This is a genomic window from Rouxiella badensis, from assembly GCF_002093665.1.
Classification (GTDB): domain Bacteria; phylum Pseudomonadota; class Gammaproteobacteria; order Enterobacterales; family Enterobacteriaceae; genus Rouxiella; species Rouxiella badensis.
Genome location: NZ_MRWE01000001.1, coordinates 232,616 through 247,419 on the forward strand (window position 1 = coordinate 232,616; position 14,804 = coordinate 247,419).

A 14,804-nucleotide genomic window follows, 5' to 3' on the forward strand; every position below is an offset into this window, starting at 1 on the left:
ATCGAAATACACCTTCAACAGGTCCCGAGTGGCCCAGAGGAATAGTTTGAACGTTGTAACACAAGAGATTTTGCTGGAGCCCGAAGACAATCAGCGTCTGCTGAGTCTTTGTGGCCCGTTTGATGACAACATCAAACAACTGGAGCGCCGGTTGGGCATCGAGATCAATCGTCGTGATAACGCCTTTAAACTGGTAGGTAAAAACCTTTGCGTCGAAGCGGCCGCGGATATCCTGCGCGACCTGTATGTCGACACGGCGCCGCTGCGCGGTGAAATTCAGGACATCGATCCTGAAAAAATCCACCTGGCCATTAAAGAGAGTCGTGTACTGGAGCAAACCGCAGAGAGCGTGCCGGACTACGGTAAAGCGGTCATTATCAAGACCAAGCGCGGCATGATTAAGCCGCGCACGCCGAACCAGGCACAGTATATTGCCAACGTGCTTGACCACGATATCACCTTTGGTATCGGGCCTGCCGGTACGGGTAAAACGTATCTGGCGGTTGCGGCAGCGGTTGACGCACTGGAGCGCCAGGAGGTTCGTCGTATTCTACTGACGCGCCCCGCGGTCGAAGCCGGTGAAAAACTGGGCTTCCTGCCCGGCGATCTCAGCCAGAAGGTCGACCCTTACCTGCGTCCCCTGTATGATGCGCTGTTCGAAATGCTCGGCTTTGAGAAAGTCGAGAAGCTGATTGAGCGAAACGTAATTGAAGTTGCGCCGCTGGCCTACATGCGCGGCCGTACACTCAATGACGCCTTTATCATTCTGGACGAAAGCCAGAATACCTCGATTGAACAGATGAAAATGTTCCTGACGCGTATCGGTTTCAACTCCAAGGCGGTTATTACCGGCGACGTTACGCAGATTGACCTGCCGCGCCACCAAAAATCCGGCCTGCGCCACGCCATTGAAGTGCTTTCTGGCGTTGAAGAGTTGAGCTTTAACTTCTTCCACAGCGAAGACGTCGTGCGCCACCCGGTGGTTGCCCGCATCGTGGTCGCGTATGAAACCTGGGAAGAAGAAGACCAGAAACGCCGTGACGAGGTTGCCAGACAGCGCAAGCAAGAATCACAGCAGTATGCTGCCCAACCCACCCCTGAACAGAGCAATACATGAGTCATCAGGTTATTTTAGATTTACAGATTGCCAGCGAGAGCAGCGAAGGCTTGCCGGCAGAGAGCGACTTCCAGCAGTGGCTGGAAGCCGTACTTCCTCAGTTCCAGGAAGAGTCGGAAGTGACAATCCGCATCGTTGACGAGGCGGAAAGCCATGAGCTGAACATGACCTATCGCGGTAAAGACAAGCCGACCAACGTGCTGTCTTTCCCGTTTGAAGCACCACCGGGCATGGAAATGCCGTTGCTTGGCGATTTGGTCATCTGCCGTCAGGTCGTTGAACAAGAAGCCCGCGAGCAAAATAAGGCGTTAAATGCGCACTGGGCCCATATGGTTGTCCACGGTAGCCTCCATCTGCTAGGGTATGACCACATCGAAGAGGAAGAAGCGGAAGAGATGGAAGCCATCGAGATTGAGATTATGCAATCTCTCGGACATCCCGACCCTTATCTTTTGCTCGACGAATGATTTATTCGATGAATCATTAGTCGAAAGAATAGTGTCACTCGACGAAACGCACTAAAAAGCATTACTCTGTTTTCATTACCCATGTCATTGACGCTAGCGCCACGCCCTGACGTCAATGATTTTACTATTATCAACAAGAGAATCTCCAACCCAACGCCATGAGCGATGACCACCCACAAAACAGCGACAGCCCCAGTCCCAAGAAGGGCTTCTTTTCCCTTATTCTTAACCAGTTATTTCACGGTGAACCTAAAAACCGTGGTGATTTGGTTGAGCTGATCCGTGATTCCGAACAAAACGATCTGATCGACCCCGATACCCGAGACATGCTGGAAGGCGTGATGGATATCGCCGAGCAGCGCGTTCGTGACATCATGATCCCGCGTTCGCAGATGATTACGCTTAAACGCAATCAGCCAATCGAAGAGTGCCTGGACGTCATTATCGAGTCAGCCCACTCACGATTCCCGATCATCAGTGAAGATAAGGACCACATTGAAGGTATTCTGATGGCAAAAGACTTATTGCCATTTATGCGTACCGAATCAGAGCCATTCAGCATCGATAAAGTGCTGAGAACCGCTGTTGTCGTTCCTGAAAGCAAGCGCGTAGACCGCATGCTGAAAGAGTTCCGTTCACAGCGTTACCACATGGCGATTGTGGTTGACGAGTTTGGTGGCGTCTCTGGTCTGGTGACCATTGAAGACATTCTCGAGCTGATCGTTGGCGAAATTGAAGACGAATACGATGATGAAGAAGATCTCAATATCCGTCAGCTAAGCCGACATACCTATACCGTTCGCGCACTTGCGCCAATTGAAGACTTCAACGAGGTATTCGACACCAACTTCAGCGATGAAGAGGTCGACACCATTGGCGGTCTGGTCATGCAATCCTTTGGGCACCTCCCTGCCCGCGGCGAAACGATCGAAATCGACGGTTACGTATTCAAAGTTGCGATGGCCGATAGCCGCCGTATCATTCAGGTTCACGTAAAAATCCCGGACGACGCGCCGCAACCGAAATTGGAAGCTTAATTTAAAACATGGCACTAAAATTTTTATACCTGTCAGATTTCGCGTCGCAGGAAGGCGGCAAAGGAACGCATCCCCAGGCGCTTACACAGAGAAGCCGCTTGGGTAAGGGAATGAAGCCAACACATTTGTGGTGTGAAATATGACGGGTATATTCCAACGCCAGCGGGTGAGATGCCTGCTGGCGGTTTTATTTGGTGCCTGTGGCACGCTGTCCTTCTCCCCTTATGACTTTTGGCCTGCGGCCATCATCTCGCTGTTTGGCCTGCTGGCGGTTACCCTTGACCGCCGTCCGGGCCAGTCGGCGCTGCTGGGTTTTTGTTGGGGATTAGGCCTGTTCGGCAGCGGCGTGAACTGGGTTTATGTCAGTATCGCCACTTTTGGCGGTATGCCAGGCCCGGTGAACATCTTCCTGGTGGCGCTGCTCGCCGTCTATCTGTCACTCTATACCCTGCTGTTTGGCGCATTACTTGCCAAGCTGTGGCCTAAAACCACCTGGTGGCGTCTGGCGCTTGCGGCACCTGCGCTGTGGCAAATTACCGAGTTTTTACGCGGTTGGGTACTGACCGGCTTCCCGTGGCTACAGTTTGGCTACAGCCAGATCAATGGTCCATTGAAAGGGCTCGCTCCGCTCGGTGGCGTTGAGAGCATCACCTTTGTGATGATGTCGCTCAGCGGTCTGCTGGTGTATGCGCTGCATCAACGTAAGAAAGTGCCGGCGGTCATCGCGCTGGCCATGCTGCTGCTGCCTTGGCCTCTGCGTCAGGTGCACTGGTTCACGCCACAGCCGGACAAAACCGTTGACGTTGCTATGGTTCAGGGAAATATTCCGCAGTCGATGAAGTGGGACCCGAAAGCGCTTATCTCAACGCTACAGGCCTATCTCGACGAGACGCGTCCTTACCTCGGCAAGGCGAAAATCATCATCTGGCCAGAGTCGGCTATCCCGGATATCGAATCCGATCAGCAGCAGTTTCTGACCATGATGGATGACCTTTCACGCGCACATCACAGTCATCTGATCACCGGCATCGTTGATTATCAGCGTACCGAAACCGGTGCCAAGACTTATAACAGCGTGATCGCTCTGGGTGAGCCTGAGCCTTATCGTTATCCCGATCCTAATCGCTACAACAAATATCATCTGGTGCCATTCGGTGAGTTTGTACCTATGGAAGACCTGCTGCGTCCTTTAGCCCCGTTCTTCGATTTGCCGATGTCATCATTTAGTCGCGGTAACTATATTCAGCCACCGCTGCACGTTGCCGGTCTGAATTTCACCACCGCCATTTGCTATGAAATTGTCGAAGGCGAACAGGTGCGGGAGAACTTCCATCCTGATACCAACCTGCTGCTGACCGTTTCAAACGACGCGTGGTTTGGACACTCGATCGGGCCGTGGCAGCATTTCCAGATGGCACGCATGCGCGCCGTCGAGCTTGGCCGTCCTCTGCTGCGCAGCACCAATAACGGTGTTACTGCCGCCGTTGATGCCGAGGGCAATATTATCGCCGAGATCCCGCAGTTCACCCGTCAGGTGCTGGAAGTAAAAGTCACGCCAACCGCCGGTGTTACGCCTTATGCCCGCATGGGAAGCTGGCCGGTGTGGATCCTGACCCTGCTGTTTGCCGTTGCAAGCATCCTGTTAAGCCGCCGCAAGGCGTAAGTTATTGTCATTATGCAGAGGCACTTAAGGGTGCCTCTGCCTGTTTTCAGTGCAACCCTATTCTTAATGGTCTCTTTTTACTTCCTGCCTGGTCGCCGTTTTCGCCGTTCTATTCTTTTCACTTACCTTCGCTATTCGTTCATAAATTCGACTAATAAGTTCAGTTGGCATGCATCTTGCTACATCTTGTTGAAAGATATCTTATTTATAAACTTATAGTCGCGCTTTGCATCGTTTTGACACATTTCGTGCAAAAACTGGTCACCATACCGGTGCAACAGGCCATTGTTGCTTGAAATTGGTGCGCGCGTTGTCTCAAAAAAGAAACATAACGATTTCACAATATTCACATTACGGTATCTTCTGAATGCCAAGATTATATTGAGCACAGCCGAGAGTGAGTTAACGGAAGTCTTTATTATCGGATTCATCTTTGATCCTTCCTGAGGGATCCATCACTAAGCAAAGGAGTTGGACCATGCAAATGCGCAAACTGGTGTTGTCAGTTCTGCTGGCAAGTGTCGCCGCAAGTAGCCTAGCCCACGCCGAAGACCTGACGGGTACGCTGAAAAAAATCAAAGACAGCGGCCTGATTGTTGTCGGCCACCGTGAGTCTTCTATTCCCTTCTCTTATTACAATAATGAACAGAAAGTGGTGGGATATTCACAGGATTTCTCTAACGCCATTGTTGATGCTATTAAGAAGAAGCTCAACGCGCCAAATCTTCAGGTGAAAATGTTGCCTATCACCTCGCAAAACCGCATTCCGCTGCTGCAAAACGGCACCTACGACTTCGAGTGTGGGTCCACCACCAACAACCTTGAACGTCAGCAGCAGGCGGCGTTCTCTGACACCATCTTCGTTATCGGTACCCGTCTTCTGGTTAAGAAAGGCTCGCCGATTAAAGACTTCGACGATCTGAAGGGTAAAACCGTGGTCGTTACTTCAGGGACGACCTCTGAAGTGCTGCTCAACAAACTGAACGACGAGAAGAAGCTGGGTCTGAAAATCATCAGTACTAAAGACCACGGTGACTCCTTCCGTACACTGGAAACTGGCCGTGCTGCTGCATTTATGCTTGATGACGCCCTGCTGGCAGGCGAGCGCGCCAAAGCCAAAAACCCGAATGACTGGGTCATTCTCGGCACTCCGCAGTCTAAAGAAGCCTACGGCTGTATGCTGCGTAAAGATGACCCTGAATTCAAGAAACTGGTTGATGACACCATCGTGCAGGCAGAGACCTCAGGCCAGGCCGCTAAATGGTTCGACACCTGGTTCAAACAGCCTATTCCACCAAAGAATCTGAACATGAACTTTGAATTGTCTGACGACATGAAAGCCCTGTTCAAAACGCCAAACGATAAGGCGCTTTAATTAAATACGTAAAGTCACTAAACACTGAAGTATCCCCGAAGCCTTTGATGCTGCAGCTTCGTAGCTACAGGGGCAAAGGGAAGGTGATGATGTCCTGACAGGGGCACAGGAACCTGCAACATAGCAGGGAGAATGCGGGGTGGTCGTTCCCCACCCCGCCATTCTTTACACCCACAAATCCAGACTGTTCACGTCATCACTTGCACGGCAATTAATGGAGTACGCTATGTCTTCTGGTTGGAATTGGGGCATTTTTCTCGAACAGGCCCCCTTCGGTAACACCACTTATCTCGGCTGGATCTGGTCTGGTTTTCAGGTCACCGTGGCGCTGTCAATCTGCGCCTGGATCATCGCATTCCTCGTCGGTTCAGCATTCGGCATTCTGCGTACCGTGCCTAACCGCTTCCTGTCTGCACTCGGCACCTGCTACGTGGAACTTTTCCGTAATGTCCCGCTGATTGTGCAATTCTTTATCTGGTATCTGGTGGTGCCTGAACTGCTGCCCGAGAACATCGGCATGTGGTTCAAGCAGGATCTTGACCCTAACGTGCAGTTCTTTGTTTCGTCGATGGTCTGTTTGGGGTTGTTTACCGCCGCGCGCGTCTGCGAACAGGTCCGTGCGGCCATCCAGTCACTGCCGCGCGGTCAGAAAGCCGCCGGACTAGCGATGGGGTTGACCCTGCCGCAGACCTATCGCTACGTGCTGCTGCCCAATGCCTATCGCGTTATCGTGCCGCCGCTGACCTCCGAGATGCTTAATCTGGTCAAAAACTCGGCAATAGCCTCGACTATCGGCCTGGTCGACATGGCCGCACAGGCCGGCAAACTGCTCGACTATTCGGCTCACGCCTATGAGTCCTTTACCGCCATCACGCTGGCTTATGTCCTCATCAACGCGGTCATCATGCTTATCATGCAACAGGTTGAACGCAAGATTCGCCTGCCGGGCAATCTGGGGAGCAAATAATTCATGTATCAATTTGACTGGAGTTCGATTGTTCCCAGCCTGCCCTACCTGATAAGCGGCATGGTCATTACGCTGAAGATAACCGCTATCGCTATCGTATTCGGTATTCTTTGGGGAACCCTGCTGGCTGTCATGCGCCTGTCGTCGTTCAAACCGATCAGCTGGTTTGCCCGAATTTACGTCAACATGTTCCGCGCCGTGCCGCTGGTCATGGTGCTGCTGTGGTTTTATCTGGTGGTGCCAAGTTTCCTGCAACAGGTGCTCGGTCTGTCGCCGAAGACCGATATCCGTCTGATTTCTGCGATGGTCGCCTTTGCGCTGTTTGAAGCGGCCTATTACTCGGAGATCATCCGCGCCGGTATTCAAAGTATTGCCCGTGGGCAGTCCTCCGCCGCGCTGGCGCTCGGTATGACCCATTGGCAGTCGATGCAGCTGATCATTTTGCCACAGGCCTTCCGCGCCATGGTGCCGCTGCTGCTAACGCAGGCGATCGTGTTATTTCAGGATACCTCTCTGGTGTACGTGCTCAGTCTTGCGGACTTCTTCCGTACGGCAACCAACATTGGCGAGCGTGACGGAACACAGGTCGAGATGATCCTGTTTGCCGGTTTTGTCTATTTTGTCATCAGCCTCTCTGCCTCATTGCTGGTGAGCTTCTTGAAGAAAAGGACCCTTTCATGATTTCGCTGAAAAATGTCTCCAAGTGGTACGGTCATTTCCAGGTATTGACCGAATGCAGTACCGAAGTTAAGAAAGGGGAAGTGGTCGTAGTCTGCGGCCCTTCAGGCTCAGGTAAGTCGACGCTGATCAAAACCGTTAACGGCCTGGAACCCATCCAGAAAGGCCAGATTCTCGTTAACGGTACGCCCGTGAATGACAAAAAAACCAATCTGGCGCAGCTGCGTTCCAAAGTCGGCATGGTGTTCCAGCATTTCGAGCTGTTCCCGCATCTGTCTATCGTTGAAAACCTGACCCTGGCACAGGTCAAAGTGCTCAAGCGTGACAAGGCCGCCGCACGCGATAAAGGCCTCAAGCTGCTCGACCGCGTTGGGCTCTCTGCGCACGCCAATAAATTTCCGGGCCAGCTTTCCGGCGGACAGCAGCAACGTGTCGCCATCGCGCGCGCACTGTGCATGGACCCTATTGCAATGCTGTTTGACGAACCGACCTCGGCGCTTGACCCGGAGATGATCAATGAAGTGCTCGACGTGATGGTCGAGCTCGCCAACGAAGGCATGACCATGATGGTCGTGACCCACGAGATGGGCTTTGCCCGTAAGGTGGCGAACCGGGTTATCTTTATGGATGAGGGCAAGATTGTGGAGGATCGCAATAAAGACGACTTCTTCAATAATCCCGAGTCTGAGCGTGCGAGAGATTTCTTAGCCAAAATCCTGCACTAATTTCCAAATTCATCGGCACTGCGACAAGGCAGCGGACCCTAAGGGGTAAGCCTCAAAGAGGAAGCGAATTACCCTGTAAATCCCCAGTCGCTTACAGGAGTCATTGACTGGGGTGAGCTGGGGCAGCTGCCGCTGCAAGATTAAGGTTCGAACGGCCTGCGGGAAAACTCGTCATTCCCGCACTCCGGGCATTTGCTCAGAATCTCCGGCGTGTAAACGGCGAGATGAAAATGGCATTTCTCGCAGATAAGATCCCCCAACCCGACCACTTCTCCGCTGTGATAAACACCGTGATGGTTTACGTCTTTAAACACCTCTTTCCACTCAAGTTGGGTTTTGTCGGTGATATCCGCAAGCTCGCGCCACAGGCTTTCCTTAATAACGCGCATGAACACGCTGTCTTCTTCTTCCGGCGCTTCCGACGTAGGCTTAGGGGCGATTCTGTGCGACGGCGCGTATTCACCGTAAATGCGGGCAAATTCCTGCAAGTCACGCCTTGCCGAGATAGTCAGTCTGTCTATTTCGTTTACCGACAGGTTGCCTTCTTGTTTAAGGCTTTCTCGCGCATCGCGCACCAGCAAATCGATATCGCGTTCACCGCCGCGCAGGCGCTCCGTCAATGAAGCCATTAATTGGCGATAGTCCTGCTGTTCATTTGTCATAGTTGCTCCTTAAAGTGCGACTTAAACGCCTAAAACAGTTTGCTTTCGTTGAACAAATTACATTCAAAAAACAAAGCTTTCGCTTTATGGCCCTTCTGCCTATTTTAGTCGTGAATCTCTGACTCGGTCGGATGCAGCCCACAGTTTCCGCTTTGTCCGAAAAATAAACCCCCATAGATCAGCATAAAAAGCCTCTGGTGCCACGCTTGGTGTTGTTGCCCTTGCCGCTTATCAGCTATGCTATGCGGATCTGTTTGAAAGTTTTGTTATTAACGCATCATTTGATATTTGATTAACGAAATAGGGCTACGGATGTAGCTGTTTTTCACTCACAGGACCATCGGCCGCCATGCAAGAGCAATACCGTCCAGAAGATATAGAGTCACAGGTTCAACTTCACTGGCAAGAGAAGCAAACCTTCAAAGTTACCGAAGAACCGGGAAAAGAGAAGTATTACTGCCTCTCCATGTTGCCTTATCCATCAGGCCGTCTACACATGGGTCACGTTCGTAACTACACCATCGGTGACGTGATTTCCCGCTATCAGCGTATGCTCGGTAAAAACGTTCTACAGCCGATCGGCTGGGATGCGTTTGGTCTGCCCGCTGAAGGTGCCGCGGTTAAAAACAACACCGCGCCGGCGCCATGGACTTACGAAAACATCGAATACATGAAGAACCAGCTTAAACTGCTGGGCTTCGGCTATGACTGGGACCGCGAGCTCGCGACCTGTCAGCCTGAATACTATCGCTGGGAACAATGGTTCTTCACCAAGCTCTACGAGAAAGGTCTGGTTTACAAAAAAACCTCAGCGGTGAACTGGTGTCCGCAGGACTTGACCGTTCTGGCTAACGAACAGGTTATCGACGGCTGCTGCTGGCGCTGCGATACCAAGGTTGAGCGTAAAGAGATCCCACAATGGTTCATTAAAATCACTGCCTACGCCGATCAGCTGCTGAACGACCTCGATACCCTCGAGAGCTGGCCTGAGCAGGTCAAGACCATGCAGCGTAACTGGATTGGCCGCTCTGAAGGCGTCGAAATAACCTTCGACGTTGAAAACAGCGAAGAGAAACTGACGGTTTACACCACGCGTCCAGACACCTTCATGGGGGCAACCTACGCCGCCGTGGCTGCGGGTCACCCACTGTCACTGCAGGCAGCCGCTTCACAGCCTGCGCTGGCCGACTTTATCGACGAATGCCGCAACACCAAGGTAGCCGAAGCAGAAATGGCGACCATGGAGAAGAAAGGCATGCCGACCGGCCTGTTCGCGATTCATCCGTTGAACGGCAAAAAAATCCCAATCTGGGTCGCCAACTTCGTTCTGATGGAATACGGCACCGGTGCGGTAATGGCCGTTCCTGGCCACGATGCCCGCGACTGGGAATTCGCCACTAAATATAACCTGCCAATTGAAGCGGTTATCCTGAACGCCGACGGCAGCGTGCCTGACGTCCAGTCCGAAGTCATGACCGAGAAAGGCGTACTTTGCAACTCCGGCGAGTTCGACGGTCTAAATCACGAGCAAGGCTTCAACGCCATCGCTGACAAACTGGTGAGCCTGGGCGTCGGTGAGCGTAAAGTTAACTACCGTCTGCGCGACTGGGGTGTATCACGCCAGCGTTACTGGGGTGCGCCAATCCCGATGATCACGCTGGAAGACGGTACCGTCATTCCAACGCCTGAAGATCAACTGCCGGTGGTTCTGCCGGAAGACGTCGTCATGGACGGCATCACCAGCCCAATCAAGGCCGATCCTGAGTGGGCAAAAACCACCGTTAATGGCATCCCTGGCCTGCGCGAAACCGACACCTTCGATACCTTCATGGAGTCGTCCTGGTACTACGCGCGTTACACCTGCCCGGACTACGATAAAGGCATGCTGGATCCCGCTGCGGCCAACTACTGGCTGCCGGTAGACCAATATGTTGGCGGTATCGAACACGCCATCATGCACCTGATGTACTTCCGCTTCTTCCACAAACTGATGCGCGACGCGGGTCTGGTCACCTCAGATGAACCAGCAAAACGCCTGCTGTGTCAGGGTATGGTGCTGGCTGACGCCTTCTACTACCTGAACGAGGGTGGCGCACGCGTTTGGGTTTCCCCAATCGATGCCACCCTTGAGCGTGATGAGAAAGGCCGCATCGTGAAAGCCACCGACCCTGAAGGTCGCGAGCTGGTGTATGCGGGCATGAGCAAGATGTCCAAGTCCAAAAACAACGGCATCGACCCGCAGGTCATGGTGCAGAAATACGGTGCTGACACCGTGCGTCTGTTCATGATGTTCGCTTCTCCGGCAGAAATGACCCTCGAATGGCAGGAATCCGGCGTTGAAGGGGCAAACCGCTTCCTGAAACGTGTCTGGAAACTGGCCTATGAGCACAGTGAAAAAGGCGCTGCGCCTGCGCTGGACGTTGCGACCCTTTCTGCTGAGCAGAAAGATCTTCGCCGCGACCTGCACAAAACTATCGCTAAAGTGACCGATGATATCGGCCGTCGTCAGACCTTTAACACCGCAATCGCGGCGATTATGGAGCTGATGAACAAGATGGGTCGTGCACCTCAGGACACCGACCAGGATCGCGCACTGCTACAGGAAGCTCTGCTGGCCGTGGTTCGCATGCTGTATCCGTTCACTCCGCACGTGTGCTTCAGCCTGTGGCAGACACTGGGCGGCGAAGGTGATGTCGATACCGCGCCTTGGCCGGTGGCAGATGAAAAAGCCATGGTCGAAGACTCTAAGCTGGTAGTGGTACAGGTAAATGGTAAAGTACGTGCCAAAATAACCGTTGCCGCAGACGCGACAGAAGAGCAGGTTCGCGAATTAGCGGCGCAAGAATATCTGGTCGCAAAATATCTGGATGGGGTTACAGTTCGCAAGGTAATCTACGTGCCAGGCAAGCTGCTTAACCTGGTAGTCGGTTGATTCAAGGAGGCTTTTTTTGCGAGAAAATATTATGCGAAATCGTATTTTGATGCTGTTGTTAGGCGCGATTGTTCTGGTGACTTCGGGCTGTGGTTTTCATCTGCGTGGCACGACCAACGTGCCGAGCGATTTGAAAACCATTACCCTCAACAGCTATGACCCTTACGGTCCGCTCACGCGTGAAATTCGCAGCCAGTTAAAACTGAGCGATGTCACCGTAGTGGAACCCACGGTTTCCAACAAGAAAAGCCTCCCCGAGCTGCGTATAGTTGGCGCAACGGAGAGCCAGGCGACGGCCTCTATCTTCCAGGACGGCAAGACTGCCGAATACCAGAAAGAAATGACCGTGCGTGCGCAGGTCCTGATGCCGGGTAAAGATATTTACCCTATCAGCGTGACCGTGTTCCGCTCCTTCTTCGATAACCCATTGGCAGCGTTAGCAAAAGATGCCGAGCAGGACATTATCGACAAAGAGATGCGTGAACAGGCCGCTCAGCAGCTGATTCGTAAACTGCTGACCGTACACGCCTCAGAGTTGACCAAAAAAGATGTGGTAGACGGTACACCAGAAATCATTAGCGTCGGGAAAGCCCCTGCGGCCAGTACTTACTAGCTATGACTCGTGTCTATCCTGAACAACTTGCCGCGCAGCTCCGAGAGGGGCTGCGCGCTTGTTATTTATTATGCGGTAACGATCCGCTGCTGTTGCAGGAAAGCCAGGACGCCGTGCGTCAGGCCGCAAATGCAGCACAATTCAACGAACACTTTAGCTTTATTCTTGATGCCCACACCGAGTGGGACAGCATATTCAGCAGTTGCCAGGCGCTGAGTCTGTTCGCCAGTCGCCAGACCCTGACACTGCACCTTCCCGAAAACGGCCCCTCTGCGCCAATGGCAGAGCAGCTCAAGACGCTGGTCAGCCTGCTGCACGACGATATTTTACTGATTCTGCGCGCCAGCAAGCTCACCAAGGCGCAGGAAAATGCGGCCTGGTTCAAGGCACTGAGCGACCGCACGGTATTTGTCACCTGCCAGACGCCCGAGCAGGCTCAACTGCCGCGCTGGGTTGCCAAACGCGCCAAAGCGCTGTCGCTCGAATTAGATGACCCCGCCAATCAGCTGCTGTGTTACTGCTATGAGGGTAACCTGCTCGCGCTGGCCCAGTCGCTCGAAAGGCTTGCCCTGCTCTATCCCGACGGAAAACTGACGCTGCCACGCGTAGAAGACGCCGTTAATGATGCGGCACACTTTACGCCTTACCATTGGCTCGATGCTATTTTGGCCGGAAAAAGCAAACGTGCCTGGCACATCCTGCGCCAACTGCAGCAGGAAGACAGCGAACCGGTGATTCTGCTGCGCACTTTGCAACGTGAGCTGCTGATGCTCCTCAATCTGCGCCGCAAGATGGACCAGCAGCCGCTGCGCAACCTGTTCGACCAGTACAAAGTGTGGCAAAACCGTCGAGCGCTGGTTACGCAGGCGCTACAGCGTCTTTCGCTTGCCCAGCTGAATCAGGCAGTAAAGCTGTTGACGCAGATGGAAATCCGCCTAAAACAGGACTATGGTCAATCGGTATGGCCCGAACTGGAAAGCCTTTCAATGCTGCTGTGCGGGAAACCCCTTCCGCCCAGCTTTATTGATTCAGGAACCTTGTAATGACCCCAGCCACGCACGATGAACACGACCTGATGGCACTGTTCGGCGGCACCTTTGACCCGATTCATTACGGTCATTTGCGTCCCGTTGAACAATTGGCCCACGAGATCCAGCTTGAGAAAGTGATTCTTCTGCCGAACAATGTGCCGCCGCACCGCCCACAGCCAGAGGCCACGCCGTCTCAGCGACTCAAAATGGCCCAGTTGGCAGTTGAAGGTAACCCATTGTTTTCAGTGGACTCTCGTGAACTTCAGCGCGATACGCCCTCCTACACTATTGAGACTCTTGCAACGTTACGTAAAGAACGTGGCACTCAACAGCCTTTGGCGTTTATTATTGGCCAAGATTCATTACTAACGCTTTACAAATGGCACCGCTGGGAGTCTTTACTCGACGTGTGTCATCTGGTGGTTTTAGCCCGCCCGGGATATGGCAGCGAGCTGGACACGCCCGAGTTACAGCGTTGGTACGATGCGCACAAGACAGAAGATGCCGGTCAGCTCAGGCAACGTCCTCAAGGCTATATTTATCAGGCCAACACGCCGCTGCTGGATATTTCGGCTACCGAAATCCGTCAGCGCCGCCACGAGGGCCGCGATTGCTCAGATTTACTTCCCTTCTCCGTTGAGCGCTATATCGAATCACAGGGGTTGTACCGCGCGTAGACAACGCGTGTTATACTCCGCCGCTTAATTTTCGGTTCCAGACTACTCAATCCCCAGGGGGAATCTTTGCAAGGTAAAGCGCTCCAAGAATTCGTCATCGACAAAGTTGATGACCTCAAAGCCCAAGACATCGTTGCTATCGACGTTGCTGGCAAATCAAGCATCACCGACTGCATGGTCATCTGCACCGGCACCTCTAGCCGTCACGTTGTTTCCATCGCCGGTCACCTGGTTGAAGAAGCCAAGGCAGCAGGCCTTGAAGCTCACGGCATCAAAGGCATTAACGAAGCTGACTGGGTTGTTGTTGACCTCGGTGAAGTGATCGTTCACGTCATGCAGGAAGAAAGCCGCGTGCTGTACGAACTCGAGAAACTCTGGGGTTAATGAGTGAAGCTGCAACTCGTCGCCGTAGGTACGAAAATGCCCGATTGGGTGCAGACTGGCTTCACGGATTATCTCCGCCGTTTCCCAAAAGACATGCCGTTTGAGTTGATTGAAGTCCCCGCGGGTAAACGCGGGAAAAACGCAGATATCAAACGCATTCTTGAAAAAGAAGGCGAACAGATGCTGTCGGTGGTTGGAAAAGGCAATCGTATTGTTACGCTGGATATTCCGGGAACCCCCTGGGAGACCCCGCAGTTGGCCCAACAGCTTGAGCGCTGGAAGCAGGACGGCAGAGATGTCAGTTTGCTCATCGGCGGTCCTGAAGGGCTGGCACCGGCATGCAAGGAGGCTGCGGTTCAGAGCTGGTCGCTCTCTCCGCTGACGCTACCACACCCGCTGGTTCGGGTTCTGGTGGCCGAAAGCCTTTATCGTGCCTGGAGTATTACCACTAATCATCCGTACCACCGCGAATAATC

At 53.1% G+C, this 14,804-nt stretch carries 15 protein-coding genes; 14 read left to right on the plus strand and 1 reads right to left on the minus strand.

Features of this window, described 5'->3' with window-relative positions:
* The first annotated feature begins 28 nt into the window (after nucleotides 1-28).
* The 8 genes from BS640_RS01110 (at nucleotide 29) to BS640_RS01150 (ending at nucleotide 8,029) form a co-directional block, all read left to right on the plus strand.
* A complete protein-coding gene (locus BS640_RS01110) occupies nucleotides 29-1,117 on the plus strand; it encodes a PhoH family protein (protein WP_193791201.1) in 1,089 nt (362 codons plus the stop codon).
* A complete protein-coding gene (ybeY, locus tag BS640_RS01115) occupies nucleotides 1,114-1,584 on the plus strand; it encodes an rRNA maturation RNase YbeY (protein ID WP_017491358.1) in 471 nt (156 codons plus the stop codon). The genes BS640_RS01110 and ybeY overlap by 4 nt, the downstream gene beginning before the upstream one ends.
* Before the next feature lie 158 nt (nucleotides 1,585-1,742).
* The gene (corC, locus tag BS640_RS01120; RefSeq protein WP_017491359.1) at nucleotides 1,743-2,621 is read left to right on the plus strand and encodes a CNNM family magnesium/cobalt transport protein CorC; all 879 of its coding nucleotides are present in this window, start codon (nucleotides 1,743-1,745) and stop codon (nucleotides 2,619-2,621) included.
* 139 nt (nucleotides 2,622-2,760) lie between these two features.
* On the plus strand, nucleotides 2,761-4,284 hold the full coding sequence (lnt, locus tag BS640_RS01125; RefSeq protein ID WP_017491360.1) for an apolipoprotein N-acyltransferase: 1,524 nt from the start codon (nucleotides 2,761-2,763) through the stop codon (nucleotides 4,282-4,284).
* Between the two features lie 478 nt (nucleotides 4,285-4,762).
* Nucleotides 4,763-5,659 (plus strand): amino acid ABC transporter substrate-binding protein, encoded by an 897-nt coding sequence (locus BS640_RS01135; protein ID WP_017491362.1) that lies wholly within the window; start codon nucleotides 4,763-4,765, stop codon nucleotides 5,657-5,659.
* A 226-nt stretch (nucleotides 5,660-5,885) separates the two neighbouring features.
* On the plus strand, nucleotides 5,886-6,626 hold the full coding sequence (locus tag BS640_RS01140) for an amino acid ABC transporter permease (protein WP_084911642.1): 741 nt from the start codon (nucleotides 5,886-5,888) through the stop codon (nucleotides 6,624-6,626).
* A 3-nt stretch (nucleotides 6,627-6,629) separates the two neighbouring features.
* Complete coding sequence (gene gltK, locus BS640_RS01145; protein WP_017491364.1) at nucleotides 6,630-7,307, plus strand: glutamate/aspartate ABC transporter permease GltK; 678 nt, start codon at nucleotides 6,630-6,632, stop codon at nucleotides 7,305-7,307.
* Nucleotides 7,304-8,029 (plus strand): amino acid ABC transporter ATP-binding protein, encoded by a 726-nt coding sequence (locus BS640_RS01150; protein WP_084911644.1) that lies wholly within the window; start codon nucleotides 7,304-7,306, stop codon nucleotides 8,027-8,029. The genes gltK and BS640_RS01150 overlap by 4 nt, the downstream gene beginning before the upstream one ends.
* Nucleotides 8,030-8,169: 140 nt before the next feature.
* Here BS640_RS01150 and BS640_RS01155 read toward each other — a convergent pair whose 3' ends face one another.
* Nucleotides 8,170-8,691, minus strand: a complete 522-nt coding sequence (locus BS640_RS01155) for a zinc ribbon-containing protein (RefSeq protein ID WP_017491366.1) — start codon at nucleotides 8,689-8,691, stop codon at nucleotides 8,170-8,172.
* A gap of 349 nt (nucleotides 8,692-9,040) precedes the next feature.
* Here BS640_RS01155 and leuS point away from each other — a divergent pair, with 349 nt between their 5' ends.
* The 6 genes from leuS (at nucleotide 9,041) to rlmH (ending at nucleotide 14,802) form a co-directional block, all read left to right on the plus strand.
* Entirely contained in the window at nucleotides 9,041-11,623 is a 2,583-nt protein-coding gene (gene leuS / locus BS640_RS01160) for a leucine--tRNA ligase (protein WP_017491367.1), read from the plus strand.
* A gap of 31 nt (nucleotides 11,624-11,654) precedes the next feature.
* Nucleotides 11,655-12,236, plus strand: a complete 582-nt coding sequence (gene lptE, locus BS640_RS01165; protein ID WP_038327936.1) for an LPS assembly lipoprotein LptE — start codon at nucleotides 11,655-11,657, stop codon at nucleotides 12,234-12,236.
* Between the two features lie 2 nt (nucleotides 12,237-12,238).
* Nucleotides 12,239-13,279 carry a DNA polymerase III subunit delta gene (gene holA, locus BS640_RS01170; RefSeq protein WP_017491369.1) on the plus strand — a complete coding sequence of 347 codons (1,041 nt, stop codon included), beginning with the start codon at nucleotides 12,239-12,241 and terminating at the stop codon, nucleotides 13,277-13,279.
* Nucleotides 13,279-13,944: a nicotinate-nucleotide adenylyltransferase gene (gene nadD, locus BS640_RS01175; protein ID WP_017491370.1), complete on the plus strand. Its 666-nt coding sequence runs from the start codon at nucleotides 13,279-13,281 to the stop codon at nucleotides 13,942-13,944. Before holA ends, nadD begins: the two co-directional genes overlap by 1 nt.
* Before the next feature lie 66 nt (nucleotides 13,945-14,010).
* Nucleotides 14,011-14,328, plus strand: a complete 318-nt coding sequence (rsfS, locus tag BS640_RS01180; protein ID WP_017491371.1) for a ribosome silencing factor — start codon at nucleotides 14,011-14,013, stop codon at nucleotides 14,326-14,328.
* A 3-nt stretch (nucleotides 14,329-14,331) separates the two neighbouring features.
* Entirely contained in the window at nucleotides 14,332-14,802 is a 471-nt protein-coding gene (gene rlmH, locus BS640_RS01185) for a 23S rRNA (pseudouridine(1915)-N(3))-methyltransferase RlmH (protein WP_009636890.1), read from the plus strand.
* Nucleotides 14,803-14,804 lie beyond the last annotated feature (2 nt).

Bases quoted from the DNA above. Each gene is read 5' to 3' on its own strand.
- lnt (WP_017491360.1), top strand. From the start codon at position 2,761: ATGACGGGTATATTCCAACGCCAGCGGGTGAGATGCCTGCTGGCGGTT.
- nadD (WP_017491370.1), top strand. From the start codon at position 13,279: ATGACCCCAGCCACGCACGATGAACACGACCTGATGGCACTGTTCGGC.
- lptE (WP_038327936.1), top strand. From the start codon at position 11,655: ATGCGAAATCGTATTTTGATGCTGTTGTTAGGCGCGATTGTTCTGGTG.
- BS640_RS01140 (WP_084911642.1), top strand. From the start codon at position 5,886: ATGTCTTCTGGTTGGAATTGGGGCATTTTTCTCGAACAGGCCCCCTTC.
- ybeY (WP_017491358.1), top strand. From the start codon at position 1,114: ATGAGTCATCAGGTTATTTTAGATTTACAGATTGCCAGCGAGAGCAGC.
- BS640_RS01155 (WP_017491366.1), bottom strand. From the start codon at position 8,691: ATGACAAATGAACAGCAGGACTATCGCCAATTAATGGCTTCATTGACG.
- gltK (WP_017491364.1), top strand. From the start codon at position 6,630: ATGTATCAATTTGACTGGAGTTCGATTGTTCCCAGCCTGCCCTACCTG.
- corC (WP_017491359.1), top strand. From the start codon at position 1,743: ATGAGCGATGACCACCCACAAAACAGCGACAGCCCCAGTCCCAAGAAG.
- leuS (WP_017491367.1), top strand. From the start codon at position 9,041: ATGCAAGAGCAATACCGTCCAGAAGATATAGAGTCACAGGTTCAACTT.
- BS640_RS01150 (WP_084911644.1), top strand. From the start codon at position 7,304: ATGATTTCGCTGAAAAATGTCTCCAAGTGGTACGGTCATTTCCAGGTA.
- BS640_RS01135 (WP_017491362.1), top strand. From the start codon at position 4,763: ATGCAAATGCGCAAACTGGTGTTGTCAGTTCTGCTGGCAAGTGTCGCC.
- holA (WP_017491369.1), top strand. From the start codon at position 12,239: ATGACTCGTGTCTATCCTGAACAACTTGCCGCGCAGCTCCGAGAGGGG.